Origin of the sequence: Corallococcus exiguus (assembly GCF_009909105.1) — a bacterium.
GTDB classification, from domain to species: domain Bacteria; phylum Myxococcota; class Myxococcia; order Myxococcales; family Myxococcaceae; genus Corallococcus; species Corallococcus exiguus.
In genome coordinates this window covers 1,126,614-1,146,926 of sequence record NZ_JAAAPK010000001.1, presented here as the reverse complement: position 1 = coordinate 1,146,926, position 20,313 = coordinate 1,126,614, and the positions used below count along the sequence as shown (strand labels likewise).

Sequence of the window (20,313 nt, the reverse complement as noted above, 5' to 3'; positions counted from 1 at the left end):
CCACTTTCCAGAAAGCCCCCGCATGAACACCCCCGACACCGCCGCTGCTCCGACGTCCAGCACCACTCCATCCCGCCGAACCACGGTCTGGATGGCCTTCGCGGGAGCGGGCCTGCTGGGCATCGGTGTGCTGCTCTACGTGCTGGCCCCCACCGACTCCATCGCGGAGAGCGAGACCGCCATCAGCGGCCCCACCGTGAAGGGCGAAACGGTGCACCTGCCGGACGGAGCACCGCAGTGGCACTACGTACAGCTCGCAGTGGCCACCGAGGGCAGCGCCCTCACCCCACTCCCGTCCCCCGCACGAGTGCAGTTCGACGAGGCGCGCACCGCGTCCGTAGGGGCCCCGCTCGCGGGCCGAGTGGAGGAAGTCCGCGTGCGTCCCGGAGACCGCGTGAAGCAGGGTGACGACCTCTTCAGCGTGCGCTCCGGCGCCTTCGCGGAGCTAGTGCGCGAACAGCGCGGCGCGGAAGCCGAGCTCGCGGAGAAGCGCCGCAACGCGGACCGCCTCAAGGAGCTGGTGGCCCTGCGAGCCGCCCCGGAGAAGGAGCTCCTCGCCGCGCAGACGGAGCTGCGTCAGGCGGAAATCTCCCTGGAGGCCGCGAAGGCGAAGCAAGGCAGCCTCCGCGTGTCCTCGCGAGGCGAGAACCTCTTCTGGGTAACGGCGCCGCGCTCCGGAACGGTGGTGGACCAGGACCTGGTGGCCAGCCAGGAGGTGACCCCGGACCGCGACAAGCCGCTCGTGCGCCTGTCGGACCTGGATCAAGTCATGGTCCTCGCGGACCTCCAGGAGGCGGACGCGATGGACATGTCCCCCGGCCAGGACGTCACGGTCACCACGCGAGACGGCATCGTCCGTGCCGGCAAGGTGGACCGCGTCGCCGAGGTGGTGGATCCGCTGCGCCGCACCGTGGAGGTGCGCGTGCGAGTCCCCAACAACGACCGCCGCTTCCGCCCCAACGCCTTCGTGGAGGTGACGCCCACGCCCCCCGAAGGCGTCAAGCGCGTGCGGGTCCCTGACAGCGCGGTGGTGACGGACGGAGCGCGCTCGGTCGTCTTCGTCGCCCGTGACTCGAACCGCCTGGAGCGGGTCGCCGTGACGCCGGGCCGCCGCCGCGACGGTGAGGTGGAGCTGCGCGGGGGCCTCGCCTCCGGAGACCGGTTCGTCGCCCGGGGCGCGCTGCTGCTGGAGAACCAGATCGAACTGGCGGACTGAAGTCCCCACGACGGAACGAAAGACGCCCATGTTCGAAAAGCTCGTCGACTTCAGTCTGAAGAACCGCGCGGCGGTGGTGTTCCTCACGCTGCTCACCGCCATCTGGGGCTGGTTCTGCTTCACCGACCTCACCGTGGAAGCCTTCCCGGATCCCACGGACACCCAGGTCAACGTCATCACCCTCTATCCGGGCCAGCCGTCGGAAGAGGTGGAGCGACAGATTGGCCTCCCGCTGGAGCGAGCCCTCAACGGCATCCCGGGCCTGACGCGCCTGCGCAACCTCTCCATGTTCGGCCTGTCGTTCGTGACGCTGAGCTTCAACGACAACACCGATGTGCTCTTCGCCCGAGCCCAGGTGCTGGAGCGCCTGCGCGACGCGGAGCTGCCCGAGGGCCTCACGCCCTCCCTGGGCCCGCTGGCCACCCCCATCGGAGAGATCTACCGCTACACGCTCAAGGGCGCGAAGGGCGACCCGATGAAGCTGCGCACGCTCCAGGACTGGGTGGTGCGGCCGGGCCTCTTGCGAGTGGACGGCGTCGCGGACGTCGTCAGCTACGGAGGCCTCCTCAAGGAGATCCACATCCAGCCGGATCCCGTGAAGCTCGCGGCGTTCGGCCTCACGCTGGACGACGTGGAGGACGCGCTGAAGGACGGCTCGGAGAACGCGAGCGGCGGCGTGCTGGAGCGAGGCTCCGAACAGTTCGTCATTCGCAGCGAGGGCCTCTTCCGCTCGCTGGACGACATCCGCGACGTGCGGGTGGCCACGCACGAAGGCACGCCCGTGTTCCTCAAGGACGTGGCGGACGTGAACGAGGGCTGGTCCCCTCGCCAGGGCGTGGTCAGCCGGGATGGCGACGGAGACGTGGTGCAGGGCATCGTGCTGATGCGCCGGGGAGAGAACCCCTCCGTGGTGCTCTCCCGCGTGCGCGACGCGGTGGCCGCGGTGAACGGCCGCCTCCAGACGGACGACGCGCACATCGATCCATTCTACGACCGCACGGACCTGGTGAACACGACGTTGCGCACGGTGGGCCACAACCTGCTGGAGGGCGCGCTGCTCGTCACGCTGGTCCTCTTCATCTTCCTGCTGGACCTGCGGGCCGCCATCGTCGTGGGCGTCCTGATTCCCCTCTCGCTGCTGGCGTCGTTCATCTACCTGAAGATGCGAGGCATGTCGGCGAACCTCCTGTCCATGGGCGCGGTGGACTTCGGCGTCATCGTGGACGGAGGCGTGGTCATCATCGAGAGCATCCTGGCGCGAATGTCCGGCCACCAGTACGAGGGGGAAACCCCGCTCGAACGCATCCAGCGCGCGACGAAGGCGGTGGTGCGCCCCACGGTGTTCTCGCTGCTCATCATCATCGCGGCGTACCTGCCCATCTTCATGTTGCAGCGGGTGGAGGGCCGCATCTTCGCGCCCATGGCGAACACGGTGGTGGCGGCGCTGCTGGGTGCGCTCGTCTTCTCCGTCACGCTCATCCCGGTGCTGGCATCGTTCGTCTACCGCAAGCCGGTGAAACACAGGGAATCACCGGTGCTGCGAGCCGCGGACAAGGCCTATGGCCCCGTGCTGACCTGGAGCCTCAAGCACCCGGGCACCGTGGTCGCGGTCTGCACGGCGGGCCTGCTCTTCGCGGGAGCGCTCGTCCCGCGCATGGGCAGCGAGTTCCTCCCAGCGCTCAACGAAGGCAGCCTCTACCTGACCTTCACCATGCCCTCGAACATCTCCCTGTCGGAGGGCCGCAAGCTGGTGCCGCGAATCGAAGGCCTGCTGCGCGCGGCGCCGCAGGTGGACGGAGTGCTCAGCCAGTTGGGCCGCCCGGAGGACGGCACCGACGCGAAGCTCACCAACAACCTGGAGTTCTTCGTGAAGCTCAAGCCACCCGCCGAGTGGCCCAAGAGCACGCCCAAACTGGACGACGTACTGGAGGTCCTCCAGCGCTCCGTGTCGGAGGTCCCGGGCATGGAGGTGAGCTTCAGCCAGCCCATTGGCGACAACGTGAACGAGAGCATCAGCGGCCAGCAGGGCCAGCTCGCGGTGAAGCTCTTCGGCGACGACCTCCAGGTGCTCCAGGAGTATTCGCAGAAGGTGAAGCGCACGCTGTCGAAGGTGGACGGCGTCGCGGACCTGGGCATCGTGAAAAGCGGTGAGGTGCCCAGCATCCAGGTGACCCCGGACCGGGTAGCGCTGGCCCGCCACGGCATGTCACTGGGGGACTTCCAGCACGTCTTCCAGACGGCGGTGGGCGGCCGGCCGCTCAGCGAGTTCTGGGAGGGCGAGCGCCGCTTCGACGTGGTGATGCGCCTGCCCATGTCCAGCCGCGACGACGTGGAGAAGATCTCCCACCTGCGGGTGCCCGTGGAGGGAGGCGTGCTGGTGCCGTTGAACGAGCTGGCCAAGGTGAAGACGGGCTTCGGCCGGGCCTCCATCAACCGCGAGAACGGCCGGCGTTACATCGGCGTGCGCATGAACGTGCGAGGCCGGGACCTGGGCTCCTTCGTGAAGGACGCACAAGCGCTGCTCCAGAAGGAAGCCCCGCCCCCCACGGGGATGAGCGTCGAATGGGGCGGCGAGTTCGAGAGCAAGGAGCGCGCGATGGACCGGCTCCTCACCGTGCTGCCGGTGGCGCTGGTGCTCACGCTGCTGCTGCTCTTCAAGGCGTTCAACTCCTTCGGCCGCGCGGTGGTGACGCTGCTCAACGTGCCCTTCGCGCTGATGGGAGGCGTGTTCGGCCTGTACTGGGCGGGCATGCCGCTGAGCGTGGCGGCGGCGGTGGGCTTCATCGCACTCATCGGACAGGCGGCGCTCAACGGAGTGTTGGTGATGAGCGCCATCGCGGAGCGGAGGGAGGCGGGCGAGTCGCTGGACGACGCCATCCTCCACGGAAGCCGCGAACGCCTGCGCCCTGTGTTGATGACGGCAGCGCTGGCGGCGCTGGGCCTCGTGCCGGCGTGCTTGAGCAACGGAATCGGATCGGAGATGCAGAAGCCCCTGGCCATCGTCATCGTGTCCGGAACCATCTCCGCGTGCGCGCTGACGCTGGTGCTGTTGCCGGTGCTCTTCCGCATCTTCGCCCGCTTCACGGAGCAGGTCGTGGACCGGATGCCCGAGCAACTGTTGCGCGTGGTGCCCGGAGCGAAGAATCTCCGCAAGGCAGGCTGATTGAGGTTCAAGGAGTCCCATGACGACCTGGATGAGTGGAGTCCGCGAAGCGAACGGCATCGACCTCCACTACCTCCGGACGGGAGGCGCCAGACCTCCCGTCGTCCTGCTCCATGGATTGCTCGGGAGCGGAGCCTGCTGGACTCCCGTGGCGCGCGGGCTCGAAGGTGAATTCGACGTCGTCATGCCCGACGCCCGAGGGCACGGCGGTTCGAGCGCGCCGCGCCACGGCTACCAGTACGACGATCACGCAAGCGACGTCGTGGGCCTCATCCACGGTCTGGAGCTCCCGCGTCCGGTGCTGCTGGGCCACTCGATGGGCGGCATGACCGCCGCGGTGGTCGCAAGCCGAGGGACGGCGGGCCTCCGCGGCGTCATCCTGGTCGACCCGACGTTCTTGAGCCCCGAGCGCCAACGCGAGGTGCACGCCAGCGACGTCGCCGAACAACACCGCCGGACCCTCGGCTTCAGCAAACCTGAGCTCGTTGCCCAGGCCCGAGCCCGGCAGCCGCATCGTTCGCCCGAGCTCATCGAGCATCTCGCCGAGGCGAGACTGAAGACCCGCTTGGAAGCCTTCGACGTCCTCACGCCGCCCAACCCCGAGTATCGCGATGTGGTGAGCGCGATTGACGTCCCGATCCTCCTCGTCTTCGGGGACAGCAGCCCCGTCGTCGCGCTCGAGATGGCAACGGAACTGCGGAGCCTCAACCCACGCCTGCGAATCGAACAGATACAGGACGCCGGCCACGGCCTCCCGTATGACCAACCCGAGCGCCTGGCGGAAGTGGTCGCGTCGTTCCTGCGTGAACTGGCCGGGCCGATCAACTCCCGGCGATGAAGTCCTTCAAGTCATCGGGAAGCGGCGACGCGAAGGTGACGGACTCCCCGGTGCCCGGGTGCGGGAACGTGATGCGCTCCGCGTGAAGCGCATGGCGCGGCAACCGCAGCCGGGCCCACGCCTCCGGCTCCAGCGAGTGCTTGCTGAACCGGTCGAAGTAGCCGGGGTCCGGCCCGTACATCTTGTCGCCCACCAGAGGAAAACCCGCCTCGCGCAGGTGGATGCGAATCTGATGCTGCCGTCCCGTCTCCGGAAAGCAGCGCAGCAGCGCGAACGGCGCGCCGCCATGAGTGAAGCGCTGAAGCACCTGGAAGCGCGTACGACTGGGCTTGCCCACCACCGGGTCGATGCGCACGGCGATGCGGATCAGGTCCGTGCCTTCCGCGATGGGCGCATCCACGACGAAGGTGTCCTCGGAAGGCTGGCCCTCACACAGCGCCAGGTATTCCTTGTGCACATCACGCGACAGGAACAGCCCGCCCAGCACACGGCAGGACTCGGTGGTGCGGCCACACACCACCAGCCCGCTCGTCTCGCGGTCCAGCCGGTGCGCGGGCTCCGCGAAGCGCTCACCGAAGCGCTCACGCAGGAGCGTCACCAGCGTGCCCTTGTGGTAGCGCGCGGTGGGGTGGATGGGCAGCCCCGCCGGCTTGTCCAACACCAGCAGCCAGTCATCGGAGAAGACGACGGGCAGCTCCGTGGGCGTCACGGGCTCCTGGCTCGCGGGGCGGCGGATGCGGAAGGTGAGCCCCGGGTACACGGGCGTGGAGGGCTTGAGCCGGTACTCGTCGCACAGGACGCCGCGCAGGATGATGCCCCGCACGCGCTCCAGGTCCATGCGGCGGATCTTCTCGCAGAGGTATCGGTCCAACCGCCACCCCGCGTAGTTCGGCTCCACGACGAACGGGATGTCGACGTAGCCGTCGGGCACGGCCGGAGCGCTCTCGGAGTCTTCACGCATGGCGGACCCGACGCTCTACCACGCTTTGAAACACGAAGGCCGCCTGGCCCCCGCGCACGAAGACGCGAGCACCCGGCGGCCTGATTGCTTCACGAACGCGTCAGCTCACCCGAAGGCGCGCTTCGTCTCCACGCCCAGGAAGCGCGAGTACAGGTCCGCGATGCGCTCGCCCGTGCGGCCGTCCCACAGCTCCGGCACGCGGCCCTTCTTGAAGTCGCCGGACAGCACGCGGTTCGCGGCCTCGCGGATGCGCGCGGGGTCGGTGCCCACCACCTCGTTGGAGCCGACCTCCACCGTGATGGGGCGCTCGGTCTGCTCGCGCATGGTGAGGCACGGCACGTTCAGCGCGGTGGTCTCCTCCTGCAGGCCGCCCGAGTCCGTCATCACCAGCTTCGCCTGCGACGTGACGGACAGGAACTCCAGGTAGCCCATGGGGTCCACCAGCTTGAGCCCCGGCGTCTGCTCCAGATTGGAAGCCAGCCCCTGCTCCGAAATCATCTTCCGCGTGCGCGGGTGAACCGGGAACACGACGGGCAGCTCCTTCGCCACGTCCATCAGCACGCCCAGCAGGCCCGCCAGCAGCTTCGGGTTGTCCACGTTGGACGGCCGGTGCAGCGTCGCCACCACGTAGCCCTTCGGCGTCAGGCCCAGGTTCTTCAGCGTGGGCAGCTGGTCGGCCTTCTCCTTGGACGACAGGAGCGAGTCGATCATCACGTTGCCCACCAGGTGGATGTGCTTCGGGTCGATGCCCTCCTTCAAGAGGTTCGCGTCCGCGTCGCGCGACGGCGTGAGCAGCAGGTCGGAGAGCCGGTCGGTGACGACGCGGTTGATCTCCTCCGGCTGGTGCCGCTCGAAGCTGCGCAGGCCCGCTTCCACGTGGGACAGCGGAATCGCCAGCTTGGACGTGACGAGCGCCGCGGCGATGGTGCTGTTCACGTCGCCCACCACGGAGACCAGGTCCGGCTTCTCCTGGAGGAAGACCTTCTCCATCTCCACCATCATCTTCGCCGTCTGCTCGGCATGGCTGCCGGAGCCGATACCCAGGTGGATTTCGGGCGGAGGCAAGCCCAGGTCCGCGAAGAAGACGTCACTCATCTTCGCGTCGTAGTGCTGGCCGGTGTGGATGACGAGCTGCCGCAGGGACGTACGCGCGGAGATGGCCCGGTGAATGGGTGCCACCTTCATGAAATTGGGACGCGCGCCAACGATGTGGATGACCTTCTTCATGTCGCCCCGGAAGCTAGGCATGGCGCCAGTTCTGGCCAGTGGTGGGCGCCAGTCAGCCCCTCCCCAAGCGCGGCGGGACGTCCTGAATCTGATAGATGCCGCCCCATGCCCGCCTCATACACCGTGGCCGTCATCCCCGCCCGCCATGCCAGCACCCGCTTCCCTGGCAAGCCGCTCGCCCTCATCGCCGGCCGTCCGATGATCGAACACGTCTGGCGACGCTGTCAGGAAGCCAGCGCCTTCGACGAGGTGTGGGTGGCCACCGACGACACGCGGATCCGCGACGTCGTGGAGGCCTTCGGCGGCAAGGCGGTGATGACCAGCCCCACCTGCCCCACCGGCACGGACCGCATCGCGGAGGTCGCCCGCGCCCGTCCGGACGTGGAGGTGTGGGTGAACGTGCAGGGGGATGAGCCGCTCGTGGACCCCGCCGCCCTCAAGGTGCTCGCGGAGCTCTTCCAGGACGAAGCCGTGAACATGGCCACGCTGGTGCGCCCCCTGGAGCTGGAGGAGGTGGAGAACCCCAACGTGGTGAAGGCCGTGCTCGCCCTCAACGGCGACGCGCTCTACTTCAGCCGAGCCACGGTGCCGCACGCCCGCGAGCCCGGCACACCCGTGCGCCGCTGGGCCCACCTGGGCCTCTATGGCTACCGGCGGGACACGCTGCTCCAACTCGCCGAACTCAGCCCCACCCCACTGGAGGAGGCGGAGAAGCTGGAGCAACTGCGCGCCCTGGAGCACGGCCTGCGCATCCGCTGCGCCAGCGTGAACTGGCGCACCGTGGCGGTGGACGTGCCGGAGGATGTGGCTCGCGTGGAAGCGGTGATGCGCGAGCGCGCTGCCGTCAGATGACGGGCAGCTCGTCCGGCTCGTCGCCCTTCGGGAAGGCCGCGTCGATGCGCTGGAGCTCGTCCTCCGTGAGCTTCAGCGAAGCCGCGCTCGCGTTGTCTCGCACGTGCGCCGCGTTGCTCGCCTTGGGGATGGCGAACACCGACGGCCGCCGCACCAGGAACTGGAGCGCCACCTGGAAGGGCGTCACGCCGTGCGCCTTCGCGATGGACGCCAGCACCTTGCCGCCCGCGCTGGTGGGTGACGGGAACTGCCCGTTGCCGAAGGGGCTGTAGGCCACCACCGCCACGCCCTGCGCCTCGCACCACGGGATGACCGCGTGCTCGATGGCGCGCTCCTCCAGGTGATACAGCACCTGGTTGCACGCGATGCGCCCCTTGCCCGCGAGTGCCAGCACCTCCTCCAGGTCCTCCACCCCGAAGTTGCTCACACCCCAGGAGCGGATCTTCCCCGCCGCCACCAGCTCCTCGAAGGCCTCCACCGTGCCCTCCAGCGGGTGCGAACCGGGCCAGTGCAACAGGTAGCAGTCCAGGTGGTCCGTGCCCAGGCGCTTCAGGCTGCGCTCGCAGGCGGCCACCGTGCCCCTCCGCGTCGCGTTGGACGGCATCACCTTGGAGACGAGGTACACCTCCTCGCGCCGGCCCTCGATGGCCTTCGCCACCAGGGCCTCCTCCACCTGCCCCTGGCCGTAGAGCTCCGCGGTGTCCAGGTGCGTGAGCCCCAGGTCCAGCCCGGCGCGCAGGGCTCGGACGGCTGCTTCCGCGTTGTCATCCTCCATCTGCCAGGTGCCCTGTCCGATGACCGGCACCGCCACCCCGGTGTTGCCAAAGACGCGCTTCTCCATGGCCCCTCCTCGCATGGAACGTGCCTTGGAATACCACCCAGGCCACCCGCCTGCATCCCGGCCCTGCGGACACCGTCCGGGCTGCACGTCCTCCGACAGTCCGGTAGGCTCCACCGGTGCCTCCCTCCGTTACCGCTTCGACACCGCACCTCTCCTCCGGGGTCACCGGGCGCCGCCTGCTGGCGCTCGCCCGCCCTGAGCTGGGCACGCTGCTGGTCGCCACCGTCTTCCTGTTCATCAGCAGCGGCGCCAGCCTGGTCTACCCCCAGGGCGTCCGCATCCTCATCGACGAGGCCCTCAACGCGAAGAACCGCGGCCTCATCGACAAGGCCGCGCTCGTCATGCTGGCCGTCTTCCTGGTCCAGGGCGTGGCCACCGCCGTGCGCTTCTACCTCTTCACCAATGCCGGCGAGCGCGTGGTCATGCGCCTGCGCCATGACTTCTTCCGGCGCCTCATGGACCAGGAGGTGGCCTTCTTCGACACGCACCGCACCGGAGAGCTCACCAGCCGGCTCGCCTCCGACACCACGGTGCTCCAGAACACGGTGAGCGCGAACATCTCCATGGGGCTGCGCAACGCCGTGCAGGCCCTGGGCGGCATCGTGCTGCTCTTCTACACCTCGCCCTCGCTCACCTTCCTGATGCTCGCCATCGTGCCCGTCGTCGCCGTGGGCGGCATGGTCTACGGCCGCCGCGTGCGCGGGCTGTCGCGCAACGTGCAGGACGCGCTCGCCAAGGCCAGCGAGGTCGCCGAGGAGAGCCTGTCCGGCATGCGCACCGTGCGCTCCTTCGCGGCGGAACCCTCGGAGGTGGCGCGCTACGGCAACTCCGTGCGCAACGCCTACGAGGTCGCCCGCAACCGCGCGCGCCAGTCCGCCGCCTTCATGGGTGGCGCCTCCAGCGCGGGCTACATCGCCGCGGTGGTGGTGTTCTGGTACGGCGGCCGGCTGGTGGTGGACGGCGAGCTCTCCGTGGGCGCCCTCACCTCGTTCCTCATCTACACGATGCTCGTGGCCGTCTCCCTGGGCTCCCTGGCGGACCTCTGGGCGGACTTCATGCGCGCCTCCGGCGCCGCCGAGCGCGTCTTCGAGCTGATGGACCGCGCGCCCTCCATCCCCGCCAACGAGGGCGAGCGCCCCGCCACCGTCGAAGGCCGCGTGGAGCTGCACGGCGTGCACTTCGCCTACCCCACGCGTCCGGACGTGCCGGTGCTCCAGGGCATCGACCTCACCGTCAACGCGGGCGAGGTCGTCGCCGTGGTGGGCTCCTCCGGCGCCGGCAAGTCCACCCTCGCCGCCCTCCTGTCGCGCTTCTATGATCCGCTCCAGGGCGAGCTGCGCCTGGACGGCCGCCCCCTGAAGTCCCTGGACCCCAGCTGGCTGCGGCGCCACGTGGGCATGGTCGCCCAGGAGCCCCTGCTCTTCTCCTGCTCCATCGCGGACAACATCCGCTACGGCCGCCCGGACGCCACCGACGCGGAGGTGGAGGCCGCCGCCCGCGCCGCGAACGCACACGACTTCATCCAGCGCTTCCCGGACGGCTACCGCACGGAGGTGGGCGAGCGCGGCGTGCAGCTGTCCGGCGGCCAGAAGCAGCGCGTGGCCATCGCGCGGGCCGTGCTCAAGGACCCGCGCATCCTCATCCTGGACGAGGCCACGTCCGCCCTGGATTCAGAGAGCGAGCACCTGGTGAAGGACGCCCTGGACCGGCTGATGCAGGGCCGCACCACGCTCATCATCGCCCACCGCCTGTCCACCGTGGCCAACGCCCAGCGCGTGCTGGTGATGGAGCACGGCCGCGTGGTGCAGAGCGGCACCCACTCCACCCTCATGACGCAGGACGGCTTGTACCGCCGCCTCGTGGAGCGCCAGGTCGTCGCCGCCTGAACGCTCGTTCCTCGGACGACCCCCGCCCACCTCGCGGTCTTCATGGCGGGAAATGAGGGCGCGCATTATCTCTGCTGCCGCAAGAAAGGAGGTGATGCCTTGAACGACAGCAAGATCAAGGCGTCCACCTCCGTCGCGGTGGCCTGCTAACGCGGGTTGTCCCCGGCGGAAGTGACGCCTGCGGTAACGAGTCGCCCCCGTCCTTGCCGACGGGGGCGACTTTTTTCGTCCCCCTCCCTACCGGGAATGTCCTGTCCACCCACCGGTTCGTGGCCGCCGGGGGGAAGTGCCATCCACGACCGTAGGGGTCGCCTGCCGGAGAACTTCCGTGTCCATCACGCCATGTCCCATCCCGCTGCCCTCTGCCCTCCGTGACGAGGAGACGGTGGATGACCAGCGCAATCTTTTTTGTCCCAACTACGATGCCTGCCTGCACCAGGTCGTGAAGAAAGGCTGGGAAGGCTGGAGTTGCCGGGGGTGCGACCTGCGCCATTTCCGCGTCGGCCAGCCCACCGCCCAGCAGTTCGCCGTGGCCCGTCCGGGTGGTTGGGACGCGCAGTGAAGGGCTGACCCTGCGGGTCGGGGCCAGCCGGCCGTCCGTGCGTCAGAGAATATTTGACGCCCCCTGGCCCTCTTGGCAGGAAGGGACATGCGCTCCAAGAAAACCAAGTTCATCTTCGTGACGGGCGGCGTGGTCAGCTCGCTGGGGAAGGGACTGGCCTCCGCATCCATTGGCGCCCTCCTTGAGAACCGCGGGCTGGACATCACGCTCATCAAGCTGGATCCCTACATCAACGTGGATCCGGGCACGATGAGCCCCTTCCAGCACGGCGAAGTGTTCGTCACCGAGGACGGTGGCGAGACCGACATGGACCTGGGCCACTACGAGCGGTTCACCCACGCCCGGATGAGCCGCCTCAACAACTTCACCTCCGGCCGCATCTACAACGCGGTCATCACCAAGGAACGCCGTGGCGAGTACCTGGGCAAGACCGTCCAGGTGATTCCGCACATCACGGATGAGATCAAGGCCAGCATCCGCCAGGCCGCCCAGGACGTGGACGTCGTCATCGTGGAGGTCGGCGGAACGGTGGGCGACATCGAGTCCCTGCCCTTCCTCGAGGCCATCCGCCAGATGCGCTACGACGTGGGCAGCCAGAACGCCGTCTACATCCACCTGACGCTGCTGCCGTACATCGGCGCCGCGGGTGAAGTGAAGACCAAGCCCACGCAGCACTCGGTGATGAAGCTGCGCGAAATCGGCATCCAGCCGGACTTCCTCCTGTGCCGCACGGACCGGGAGATTTCGCGCGAGCTGAAGGACAAGATCGCCATGTTCTGCAACGTGGACAACGGCAACGTGTTCACGTCCCCGGACGTGCGCAGCATCTACGAGCTGCCCCTGGAGCTGCACCGCCAGGGCCTGGATGAGCGGCTGGCGGAGGTGCTCAACATCTGGAGCCGCGCCCCCCACCTGGAGAAGTGGGAAACCATCGTCCGCAAAATCTACGAGCCCGCGCGCGGTGAAATCACCGTCGGCATCGTGGGCAAGTACGTGAACCTCACGGAGAGCTACAAGAGCCTCAACGAGTCCCTGCTCCACGGCGGCATCGCCAACGACGTGCGAGTGAAGCTGCGCTTCGTGGACAGCCAGGACGTGGAGGCTCAAGGGCCGGAGAAGACGCTCGAGGGCGTGGACGCGGTGCTCGTGCCCGGCGGCTTCGGCGTGCGCGGCACCGAAGGGAAGATCGCCGCGGTCCGCTACGCGCGTGAGAACAAGATTCCCTTCTTCGGCATCTGCCTGGGCCTCCAGATGGCCGTGGTGGAGTTCAGCCGCACCGTGCTGGGCTTGAAGGGCGCCAACAGCCTGGAGTTCGACGAGCACACCGCGCACCCCGTGGTGACGCTCATGGAGAGCCAGGTGAAGGTGCAGGACAAGGGCGGCACCATGCGCCTGGGCAGCTACGCCTGCGCGCTCAAGCCCGGCAGCGTCGCGCACAAGCTCTACGGCCAGGAGGCCATCCAGGAGCGCCACCGCCACCGCTACGAGGTCAACAACTCCTACCGCGGCCGGCTCCAGGAGGCCGGGCTCGTCATCTCCGGCCACAACCCGGAGCTGAACCTGGTGGAGATGATTGAGCTCGCGGACCACCCGTACTTCGTGGGCTGCCAGTTCCACCCTGAGTTCAAGAGCAAGCCCTTCGCCCCCCACCCCCTGTTCTCCGGCTTCATCGGCGCGGCGCTCGCCCAGCGGGACGCCCACCGGACCCCGGCCCCCCCGGTGCGCTCATGAGCAACACCCCCTCCATCGAGCTGTGCGGCCACAAGGTCGGCCCCGGCCAGCGCCTCTTCGTCATCGCCGGCCCGGACAGCATCGAGTCCGAGGAGATGGCCCTGAGACACGCCCACCTGCTCAAGGGCATCACGTCCCGGCTGGGCGTTCCGTATGCCTTCAAATGTTCCTATGACAAAGCCAACCGGACCAGCGGGAAGTCCTTCCGCGGACCGGGTTTGAAGGAAGGTCTGAGAATCCTGGACCGTGTCCGTCGGGAGGTGGGAGTGCCCGTTCTCACGGACGTCCATGAAACCAGCCACGTCGGGCCTGCCGCTGAAGTCGTGGATATCATCCAGATACCCGCCTTCCTCTGCCGGCAGACGGACCTCGTGGAGGCGGTGGCCCGCTCGGGCAAGGGGGTGAACTTGAAGAAGGGACAGTTCGTGGCCCCCAAGGACATCGTCCACTCGGCGAAGAAAGCAGTGGAGGCGGGCAACCCCAACGTGCTCGTCACCGAGCGCGGCTCCTCCTTCGGCTACAACAACCTCGTCGTGGACATGCGCGGCTTCGCCCAGATGCGCGAGGCCGGCCTCGTGGTCTGCATGGACGCCACCCACGCCGTCCAGCTCCCCAGCTCCAGCGACGGAAAGACAGGCGGCGAGCGCCGGTTCGTCTCACTGCTCGCCCGCAGCGCCGCCGCCGCCGGGATTGACGCTTTATTCACAGAAGTCCACGAAGACCCCGACCGTGCCCTGTGTGACGGTCCGTGCTCGCTCAATCCACAGATGTTCGAGGACGTGCTACGAGATGTACTCAGCATCCGCCGCGCGCTGGGTCACGAAGCCAGTTGATGCATGCGAAAGGTGAGGAGGCCATGCAGACGGAAGCGCCTTCCAAGCCGGGCAAGGAAGAGCTGACGTCCCGTGCGTCGCGCGTGCGACTGCTCGTGTTCGACGTGGATGGCGTCCTCACCGACGGCGCGCTGTATTACGGCGACAACGGCGAAGTGATGAAGCGCTTCAACGTGAAGGATGGCCATGCGCTCGTCATGGCCCGGCTGGTGGGCCTGCCCGCTGCCATCCTCACCGCGCGCACGTCCCGCATCGTCGAGGCGCGAGGCCGAGAATTGGGCCTCGCCGCCATCTTCCAGGGCCGCAAGGAGAAGGGTCCCGCCTTCCTTGAATTGCTCGCCCAACTCCAGATACCCGCGAATCAGTGCGCGTATATGGGAGACGACCTGAACGACCTGGACCCCATGTCACTCTCAGGGCTGTCCGCCTGTCCGGCGGATGCTGTTCCAGAGGTGCGCCAGGAAGCAGACTTCGTTACGACGAACGTGGGCGGTCACGGAGCCGCCCGTGAGCTTGTGGAGCTGTGCCTCCGTGCCAGTGGCCGTTGGGATGACGCCGTGGGTCTGATGAGAAGCACAGATAAACGCAGCACGTCGTAGGGTGGGTTGATCAAACCCCGCATTCAAGGTAGGTGTTTATTTCCATGGCTAGTGGAACGATGCAGTCCGAGGGGAGTACGGCGATGACGGACCAGCTCTACACGACGCACGACATCAGTCGGTTGCTTCAGGTGGACCCGTCGACGGTGAGCAAGTGGATTGACCGCGGCATCCTGATGGCCTTCCGGACTCCGGGTGGCCACCGCCGGGTGCGTTCGACGGACCTGCGCACCTTCCTGGTCACCCACCAGATGCCCGTGCCCGAGGAGCTGGGTAGCAGCACGGTGCGCCTGCTGGTCGTGGACGACGAGCGCCCGGTGCTGGACGCCATCAAGCGCGCGTTCAAGCCGCACGCGAACCAGGTGGAGCTGCAGACCACCACGAGCGGCGTGGAGGCGCTGCTGCTGGTGTCGGAGCAGAAGCCGCACGGGATGATCATCGACCTCAACATGCCGGACATCGACGGCATCGAGGTCTGCAAGCGCATCCGCGCGCGCAAGCAGATGGAAGGCGTGCGTCTCATCACCATGACGAGCTTGCACACGCCCGACGTCGTGGAGGCATCCAAGCAGGCCGGCGCGGTGGCGTGCCTGGCCAAGCCGCTGGACGTGACTCAGGTGATGGAGCTGTTCCGGGTGCCGCTGGCGCTCAACACCAGCGCTGCTCGCAAGTGATGGGACGGGGGCTTCCGCCGGCCACCGCGGAAGCCCTCAGGTCGTACGGATGCTTGCGGGAGTCGCCGCGCCTCGCCGCAGCGAGGGCAGCGGCCTCCCTGATGGGGTGTTGATGCACGCGCATCAACCCTGGACCTTCACCTCGACGACGCGGGGCTTGGTCTCCTCGCGACGCGGCAGGGTGAGGGTTAGCACGCCATTGTCGTAGCGGGCCTCCACGCGGGTCGCGTCCACCGTCTCCGGCAGGCGGAACTGGCGCGCGTACACGCCCGAGGCGCGCTCCTGGCGCCGCAGGGTGCTGCCCTCCGGCACGGCTTCGGCCTTGCGCTCGGAGCGCACGGTCAACACACCGTCTTCCACCTTCACCTGGATGGCCTTGGCGTCATGGCCCGGCAGGTCCACGCGCAGCGTGATGCCGGACTCGGCCTCCAGGATGTCCGCCGCGGGCGTGACGGTGCGCTCGGCGTCCTCGCGGACGCCCGGCGAGGCCAGCTCGCGGAAGATGAAGTCGAAGTCGCGCAGCAGCGGGTGGGTGACAGCGGCGTTGTTGAAGGGATAGCGAGCGTTCAGCATGGTCGTCTCCTGTTCGTGACGTCCCTGGGGACGCACGTCGTGCGGGTTCACGGTCGTTGTTGAAGTGGGTGGCCGGGACCCTGTTTCCAGGAGCGCCCGGCAGCGCCTCACAAGTCTCAAGAGAACCATGCTTCGGGACGTGTCAAGGAACGGCCCCGCACGTCCTGGAGCCCCCGCGAAAGGCCTTCGTGCCCGCCTGCCTGTCCTCCTGGCGGGGGGCCAGGCTCAGTCGTCGTCGCGGCCCAACGTGACGGCGGCGCCGTCCTCCCCGCGGGTGACGTGCACCTGCCAGGGGCGGCAGCAGACGGGGCAGTCCTCCACGTAGGACTCGGAGGAGGCGCCCAGCGAGTCCACGTCCACTTCGACCTCTTCGCCGCAGTACGGGCACATCTGGGTGGCGGCGTCCGCGAACGGTTGCATGGTCCAGCCTCCTTGCCTTCAAGCCATGTTCCCCTGCCTTCAAGGCAGGTTCATCGACGTGGACTGAGCGTCCGCGCCATCAGACGCTAGAATCCCCACCCCATGGCTCCCCCTTCCCGGAATCGCATCGCGGACATCCTCGTCAAGGCGCGCGTCATCGACGAGTTGCAGCTACGCAGCGCGCTCGCCTCACTGGACCAGTGGGGCGGACGCGTGTCGCGCGTCATCGCGGACCTGGGGCTGGCGTCCGAGGAGACCATCACCCAGGCCATCTGCCAGGGCCTGGGAATGCCGCGCGTGCAGCTGGGCAACCTGACGAAGGATGCGGCGGCGCTCGCCCGCGTGGAGGTGGGGCTCGCCGAGCAGAAGGGCGTCTTCCCCGTGCAGCTCAAGGACAACGGGAAGACGCTGGTGCTGGCGATGTCCGACCCCACGGACCTGGCCACGTTGGACCAGGTCGCGGCGCGCAGCCGCGCCCGCGTGGTCCCCATGGTGGCGGGCGACCGTGAAATCGAGCACGCCATCCTGCGCCACTACCGCGGCCAGGAGCCGGTGGAGAAGAAGCGCTTCAAGCCCGACTCGAACAAGCAGCAGGACGCGGGAGAACTCCCGGAGGAGGAGGAGTTCAAGGTCGTGGACATGAGCGGCAAGACGGTCGTGAAGCGCATCAGCGACATCGTCGACCCGAACGCCGCGCCGCCGCCCCCCGCCGCCCCGGCCCCCGCCGCGCGCGCGGCCCCCGCGCCCGCCGCGAACGCGGGCTCCAGCGCCTCGGACATCCTGGATGAAATCCTCGCGGGCGGCGCGCCCACCTCCGAGTGGACGGAGGAGGACCTGGCCCGCCTGCAGACGGTGCAGCAGAACCAGGAGAAGAGCTCCAAAATCCTCCGCGCCCTGCTGGAGCTCGTCTTCGAGAAGGGCGCCGTGCAGCAGCGCGAGCTGGCCGCGCGCATGCGCCTCTGACCCTGGCTTGTTTCAGCCCACCTCGCGCAGCTCGCGCGCGGTGAGCCCCAGCAGCGTGAGGATGGTGTCCAGCCCGCCGGCGGAGATGGACGTGTCGGCGGCCTCGCGCAGCTTCGGCTTGGCGCGGAAGGCGATGCCCAGCCCCGCCTTCTCCAGCATCAGCAGGTCATTGGCCCCGTCACCCACGGCGATGACCTGCTCCAGCAGGATGCCCTCCTGCTTCGCCAGCGTCTCCAGCAGCTCCGCCTTCCGGCGCGCGTTGACGATGGTGCCCAGGGTGCGGCCGGTGAGCTTCCCGTCCTGGACCTCCAGCATGTTGGAGTACGCGAAGTCGATGCCCAGCCGCTTCTGCAGCGCTTCCGCCGCCACGGAGAAGCCGCCGCTGATGACCGCGGTGCGGTAGCCCAGGCGACGGAGCACGCGGATGAGCGTCTCCGCGCCTTCCGTGAGCGGCAGGTTCGCGGCCAGCTCGTGCAGCACGCGAGCGTCCAGCCCGGCGAGCAGCGCCACGCGCTGACGCAGGGACTCGTCGTAGTCCATCTCCCCGTGCATCGCGCGCTCGGTGATGGCGGCCACCTTCGCGTGGACGCCGTAGGCACGCGCCAGCTCGTCGATGACCTCGATGCGGATGAGCGTGGAGTCCATGTCCATCACCACCATCCGCTTGCCGCGCCGGTAGAGGCTCTCGCGCTGGAGGGCGACATCGAAGGTGGGGCTCGCCATGGACAGCTCCAGCAGCGCGCGCTTGAGCGCTGACGTGTCGGCATCCGGCGGCAGCGTGACGTGGAGCTCCACCGCCGCGAGCGGCGTCTCGCTCAGCCGGGTGATGCGCTCCACGCGCGCGTTCCCCGCCACCAACTTCTGCGTCAGCGCATGCACGTCGTGCACGCCCAGCGCCTTGCCCACCGCGGTGACGACGTAGCGCAGCGGCTCTGGCCCCGGCGCTGGAGACGTGACGGCCGGAGGCATCGCGCGGACGTCCACCGTGACGCCCAGCTCCCGGGCCAGCTCAGGGAGCGCCTGGAGGGATTCTCCACCCGGCAGACGCACCCACAGGGCCAGGGTGAGCAGGCCCTGCACCACCACCTGCTCCACGTCGAGCAGCTCCGCGCCCGCTTGCGCGAGCAGGCCGGTGAGGCGGGCGGTGGTGTCGGGGCCGTCCCTTCCGGTGACGGTGAGGAGGACGCTGTCAGAGGGGCGCGTGTGCATGACGCACCGCACTCTGACAGGTCCATGCCGGGAGGGGCGAGCCTCGCGAGGAGGCCCGCCTGCCCGGCCGACGGCTACTCCTGCGGATCCGACGACAGGACGAGCGAGCCGCGCTCCAGGTACTCGCGCTCCGGGAAGGCCTTGTAGAAGTCCGCCAGCATCGCGTCCACGTCCGGGTAGCGCTGCTCGCGCCGGTCCTGCGTGGCCTTGTCGAAGAGCTGATCCAACCCGCTGGGCGCCTCCGGGTTCACCTCCGACGGCAGCGGCGAGCGGCGGCCCGGAATCTGACCGGTGAACATCTCGTAGAGCAGGATGCCCAGGGCGTACACGTCCGCGGCGGGACCCGCCTCCTGGACGCCCTTGTTCATCAGCTCCGGCGCCATGTAGACCATGCCGCCCGTGCCCACGAACACCTGGGGCATGCCCTTCGTCGCGTCCACCTCCACCACGCGGCTCATGCCGAAGTCGGAGAGCTTCGCGTTGCCGTACGCGTCGAAGAGGACGTTCTCCGGCTTGATGTTGTGGTGGGTGAGCCCCGCGGCGTGCGCGGCCTTCAGGCCGTACGCCAGCTGCAGGAAGGTGCGCAGCGCGTGCTGCACGTCGATGCCCTTGCCGCCGGCCGCCTCCAGCTTCTCCTTCAGGCTGCCGCGCATCAACTCCACCACGAAGTAGGGCCGCGCCGAGTCCACGTTCTGGTCGAGGATCTGCACCACGCCCGGGTGGCGAACCTGCGCCTGCGCGCACAGCTCCTTCTTCAGGCGCTTGAGCACCTCACCGCGCTGCAGGAAGGAGAAGTAGCCGAAGATGTCCTTCAGCTCCTTGATGCAGATGTCCAGCCCCAGGGCGTTGTAGCGGCCCTTGAAGACCGTCCCCAGCGGCCCCGTGCCAATGGGGTCGAACTTCTGGTAGCGCAGGTCCAGGTCGCTGGAGCCCTTCGCGGCGGCCGCGGCGGCGGCGGCGTGGGGGACCGGGGCTGCGGGAGCGGGGGTCGAGGCGGGAGGGGGCATCGGAGCGGGCGCGGCGGCGAGCGGAGGGGTGATGATGAGCGGTTGGGACGCGCTGGGAACCGGCGCGGTCACGACAACGGGCTGGGACGCGGGCGCCGGCGGCAACCCGATGAAGGTCTCCCGGCGTCCTTCCGCCGGGCCGTCCTGCCGGAACGCCGGCTGGGGCTGCGGCGTCGCGATGGGCGGCGGCTGCGCGGGCTGCATCTGGGTGGCGGCCTGCGCCAGGTCCAGCGCCGGCATCGCCACGCGGTGCGTGCGCGACGGCGGCACCGGCGGCGGCCCCACCTGGGACTGGGAGGAGGCCCCGGCCGAGGAGGACGGATCCACCTCCGCCTCGTCCAGGAGCAGCTCCGGCGGCGGCGGCGGGACGTTCATCGGTTCGTCCTCGTCCAGCGGACGGCCGATGTGCGTGGCGTCCTCCGCCGGCAGGAGCTGATCCGCGAAGAAGTCGTCGACCTCCGACGCGAACCGGTCCTGCAGGTCCCCCTCCACCACCCGCTCACCCGTTTCGGTGAGCTTCAGCTGGGCCTCGCGGTCCATGGCGATGTAGTGGAACTTGCGCAGGAAGAAGAAGTAGTTGTCGAACTCCAGCGAAACGGACGGTTCGAGGGCGGCCTTCACGTCGGCCAGCTTGTTCGAGCGTCCCAGGCGGCCGTTCTCCCGCAGATTCTGCAGGATGAGCAGCGCCTCTCCACTGACGGTGTCACGATGGATGGCGGGCTTCGTCATGGGTGCGCGGACTCTACGCGGCACCCGCC

18 protein-coding genes are annotated in these 20,313 nt (G+C 68.7%); 11 read left to right on the top strand and 7 right to left on the bottom strand.

Annotation, left to right across the window (positions count from 1 at the left end; genetic code table 11):
• Positions 1 to 22: 22 nt before the first annotated feature.
• The 3 genes from GTZ93_RS04690 to GTZ93_RS04680 are packed head-to-tail and all read left to right on the top strand — an operon-like array spanning position 23 to position 5,217.
• Positions 23 to 1,216: an efflux RND transporter periplasmic adaptor subunit gene (locus GTZ93_RS04690; RefSeq protein WP_139921136.1), complete on the top strand. Its 1,194-nt coding sequence runs from the start codon at positions 23 to 25 to the stop codon at positions 1,214 to 1,216.
• 28 nt (positions 1,217 to 1,244) lie between these two features.
• Positions 1,245 to 4,379, top strand: coding sequence for an efflux RND transporter permease subunit (locus GTZ93_RS04685; RefSeq protein WP_139921138.1), 3,135 nt, complete (start codon positions 1,245 to 1,247; stop codon positions 4,377 to 4,379).
• Positions 4,380 to 4,398: 19 nt separating this feature from the next.
• Positions 4,399 to 5,217, top strand: a complete 819-nt coding sequence (locus GTZ93_RS04680) for an alpha/beta fold hydrolase (protein WP_139921140.1) — start codon at positions 4,399 to 4,401, stop codon at positions 5,215 to 5,217.
• Here GTZ93_RS04680 and GTZ93_RS04675 read toward each other — a convergent pair.
• Together GTZ93_RS04675 and wecB are read right to left on the bottom strand one after the other, a co-directional pair.
• Positions 5,201 to 6,178, bottom strand: coding sequence for an RluA family pseudouridine synthase (locus tag GTZ93_RS04675; RefSeq protein ID WP_121779805.1), 978 nt, complete (start codon positions 6,176 to 6,178; stop codon positions 5,201 to 5,203). The genes GTZ93_RS04680 and GTZ93_RS04675 overlap by 17 nt on opposite strands.
• 105 nt (positions 6,179 to 6,283) lie before the next feature.
• A complete protein-coding gene (gene wecB, locus GTZ93_RS04670) occupies positions 6,284 to 7,405 on the bottom strand; it encodes a non-hydrolyzing UDP-N-acetylglucosamine 2-epimerase (RefSeq protein WP_139921148.1) in 1,122 nt (373 codons plus the stop codon).
• Between the two features lie 105 nt (positions 7,406 to 7,510).
• On the opposite strand from wecB, the gene kdsB reads away from it, so the two are divergent.
• Positions 7,511 to 8,257 carry a 3-deoxy-manno-octulosonate cytidylyltransferase gene (gene kdsB, locus GTZ93_RS04665; protein ID WP_139921142.1) on the top strand — a complete coding sequence of 249 codons (747 nt, stop codon included), beginning with the start codon at positions 7,511 to 7,513 and terminating at the stop codon, positions 8,255 to 8,257.
• On the opposite strand, the gene GTZ93_RS04660 is transcribed toward kdsB, so the two are convergent.
• Complete coding sequence (locus GTZ93_RS04660) at positions 8,250 to 9,098, bottom strand: aldo/keto reductase (RefSeq protein WP_139921144.1); 849 nt, start codon at positions 9,096 to 9,098, stop codon at positions 8,250 to 8,252. The genes kdsB and GTZ93_RS04660 overlap by 8 nt on opposite strands.
• 116 nt (positions 9,099 to 9,214) lie before the next feature.
• Here GTZ93_RS04660 and GTZ93_RS04655 point away from each other — a divergent pair, with 116 nt between their 5' ends.
• The 6 genes from GTZ93_RS04655 (at position 9,215) to GTZ93_RS04630 (ending at position 15,383) form a co-directional block, all read left to right on the top strand.
• Positions 9,215 to 10,984 (top strand): ABC transporter ATP-binding protein, encoded by a 1,770-nt coding sequence (locus GTZ93_RS04655; RefSeq protein WP_120577855.1) that lies wholly within the window; start codon positions 9,215 to 9,217, stop codon positions 10,982 to 10,984.
• Positions 10,985 to 11,312: 328 nt separating this feature from the next.
• Positions 11,313 to 11,546, top strand: coding sequence for a hypothetical protein (locus GTZ93_RS04650; protein ID WP_014393887.1), 234 nt, complete (start codon positions 11,313 to 11,315; stop codon positions 11,544 to 11,546).
• 87 nt (positions 11,547 to 11,633) lie between these two features.
• Positions 11,634 to 13,277 carry a CTP synthase gene (locus tag GTZ93_RS04645; protein WP_161662650.1) on the top strand — a complete coding sequence of 548 codons (1,644 nt, stop codon included), beginning with the start codon at positions 11,634 to 11,636 and terminating at the stop codon, positions 13,275 to 13,277.
• Positions 13,274 to 14,110: a 3-deoxy-8-phosphooctulonate synthase gene (kdsA, locus tag GTZ93_RS04640; protein WP_120581567.1), complete on the top strand. Its 837-nt coding sequence runs from the start codon at positions 13,274 to 13,276 to the stop codon at positions 14,108 to 14,110. The genes GTZ93_RS04645 and kdsA overlap by 4 nt, the downstream gene beginning before the upstream one ends.
• A 23-nt stretch (positions 14,111 to 14,133) precedes the next feature.
• Entirely contained in the window at positions 14,134 to 14,709 is a 576-nt protein-coding gene (locus GTZ93_RS04635) for a KdsC family phosphatase (RefSeq protein ID WP_120581569.1), read from the top strand.
• A 44-nt stretch (positions 14,710 to 14,753) separates the two neighbouring features.
• Positions 14,754 to 15,383 carry a response regulator gene (locus tag GTZ93_RS04630; protein ID WP_120600224.1) on the top strand — a complete coding sequence of 210 codons (630 nt, stop codon included), beginning with the start codon at positions 14,754 to 14,756 and terminating at the stop codon, positions 15,381 to 15,383.
• A gap of 123 nt (positions 15,384 to 15,506) precedes the next feature.
• Here the strand turns inward: GTZ93_RS04630 and GTZ93_RS04625 are convergent, their stop codons facing one another.
• On the bottom strand, positions 15,507 to 15,956 hold the full coding sequence (locus GTZ93_RS04625) for an Hsp20/alpha crystallin family protein (RefSeq protein ID WP_233601272.1): 450 nt from the start codon (positions 15,954 to 15,956) through the stop codon (positions 15,507 to 15,509).
• A gap of 225 nt (positions 15,957 to 16,181) precedes the next feature.
• Entirely contained in the window at positions 16,182 to 16,376 is a 195-nt protein-coding gene (locus tag GTZ93_RS04620; protein ID WP_120581566.1) for a CPXCG motif-containing cysteine-rich protein, read from the bottom strand.
• A gap of 102 nt (positions 16,377 to 16,478) precedes the next feature.
• Between GTZ93_RS04620 and GTZ93_RS04615 the strand changes: the two genes are divergently transcribed.
• A complete protein-coding gene (locus GTZ93_RS04615; RefSeq protein WP_121758468.1) occupies positions 16,479 to 17,339 on the top strand; it encodes a GspE/PulE/PilB domain-containing protein in 861 nt (286 codons plus the stop codon).
• A gap of 12 nt (positions 17,340 to 17,351) precedes the next feature.
• Here the strand turns inward: GTZ93_RS04615 and serB are convergent, their stop codons facing one another.
• Together serB and GTZ93_RS04605 are read right to left on the bottom strand one after the other, a co-directional pair.
• Positions 17,352 to 18,548, bottom strand: coding sequence for a phosphoserine phosphatase SerB (gene serB, locus GTZ93_RS04610; protein WP_139924084.1), 1,197 nt, complete (start codon positions 18,546 to 18,548; stop codon positions 17,352 to 17,354).
• A 74-nt stretch (positions 18,549 to 18,622) separates the two neighbouring features.
• Positions 18,623 to 20,284: a serine/threonine-protein kinase gene (locus GTZ93_RS04605; RefSeq protein ID WP_161662649.1), complete on the bottom strand. Its 1,662-nt coding sequence runs from the start codon at positions 20,282 to 20,284 to the stop codon at positions 18,623 to 18,625.
• Positions 20,285 to 20,313 lie beyond the last annotated feature (29 nt).

Bases quoted from the DNA above. Each gene is read 5' to 3' on its own strand.
- GTZ93_RS04690 (WP_139921136.1), top strand. From the start codon at position 23: ATGAACACCCCCGACACCGCCGCTGCTCCGACGTCCAGCACCACTCCA.
- GTZ93_RS04685 (WP_139921138.1), top strand. From the start codon at position 1,245: ATGTTCGAAAAGCTCGTCGACTTCAGTCTGAAGAACCGCGCGGCGGTG.
- GTZ93_RS04680 (WP_139921140.1), top strand. From the start codon at position 4,399: ATGACGACCTGGATGAGTGGAGTCCGCGAAGCGAACGGCATCGACCTC.
- GTZ93_RS04675 (WP_121779805.1), bottom strand. From the start codon at position 6,178: ATGCGTGAAGACTCCGAGAGCGCTCCGGCCGTGCCCGACGGCTACGTC.
- wecB (WP_139921148.1), bottom strand. From the start codon at position 7,405: ATGAAGAAGGTCATCCACATCGTTGGCGCGCGTCCCAATTTCATGAAG.
- kdsB (WP_139921142.1), top strand. From the start codon at position 7,511: ATGCCCGCCTCATACACCGTGGCCGTCATCCCCGCCCGCCATGCCAGC.
- GTZ93_RS04660 (WP_139921144.1), bottom strand. From the start codon at position 9,098: ATGGAGAAGCGCGTCTTTGGCAACACCGGGGTGGCGGTGCCGGTCATC.
- GTZ93_RS04645 (WP_161662650.1), top strand. From the start codon at position 11,634: ATGCGCTCCAAGAAAACCAAGTTCATCTTCGTGACGGGCGGCGTGGTC.
- kdsA (WP_120581567.1), top strand. From the start codon at position 13,274: ATGAGCAACACCCCCTCCATCGAGCTGTGCGGCCACAAGGTCGGCCCC.
- GTZ93_RS04635 (WP_120581569.1), top strand. From the start codon at position 14,134: ATGCAGACGGAAGCGCCTTCCAAGCCGGGCAAGGAAGAGCTGACGTCC.
- GTZ93_RS04630 (WP_120600224.1), top strand. From the start codon at position 14,754: ATGGCTAGTGGAACGATGCAGTCCGAGGGGAGTACGGCGATGACGGAC.
- GTZ93_RS04625 (WP_233601272.1), bottom strand. From the start codon at position 15,956: ATGCTGAACGCTCGCTATCCCTTCAACAACGCCGCTGTCACCCACCCG.
- GTZ93_RS04620 (WP_120581566.1), bottom strand. From the start codon at position 16,376: ATGCAACCGTTCGCGGACGCCGCCACCCAGATGTGCCCGTACTGCGGC.
- GTZ93_RS04615 (WP_121758468.1), top strand. From the start codon at position 16,479: ATGGCTCCCCCTTCCCGGAATCGCATCGCGGACATCCTCGTCAAGGCG.
- serB (WP_139924084.1), bottom strand. From the start codon at position 18,548: ATGCACACGCGCCCCTCTGACAGCGTCCTCCTCACCGTCACCGGAAGG.
- GTZ93_RS04605 (WP_161662649.1), bottom strand. From the start codon at position 20,284: ATGACGAAGCCCGCCATCCATCGTGACACCGTCAGTGGAGAGGCGCTG.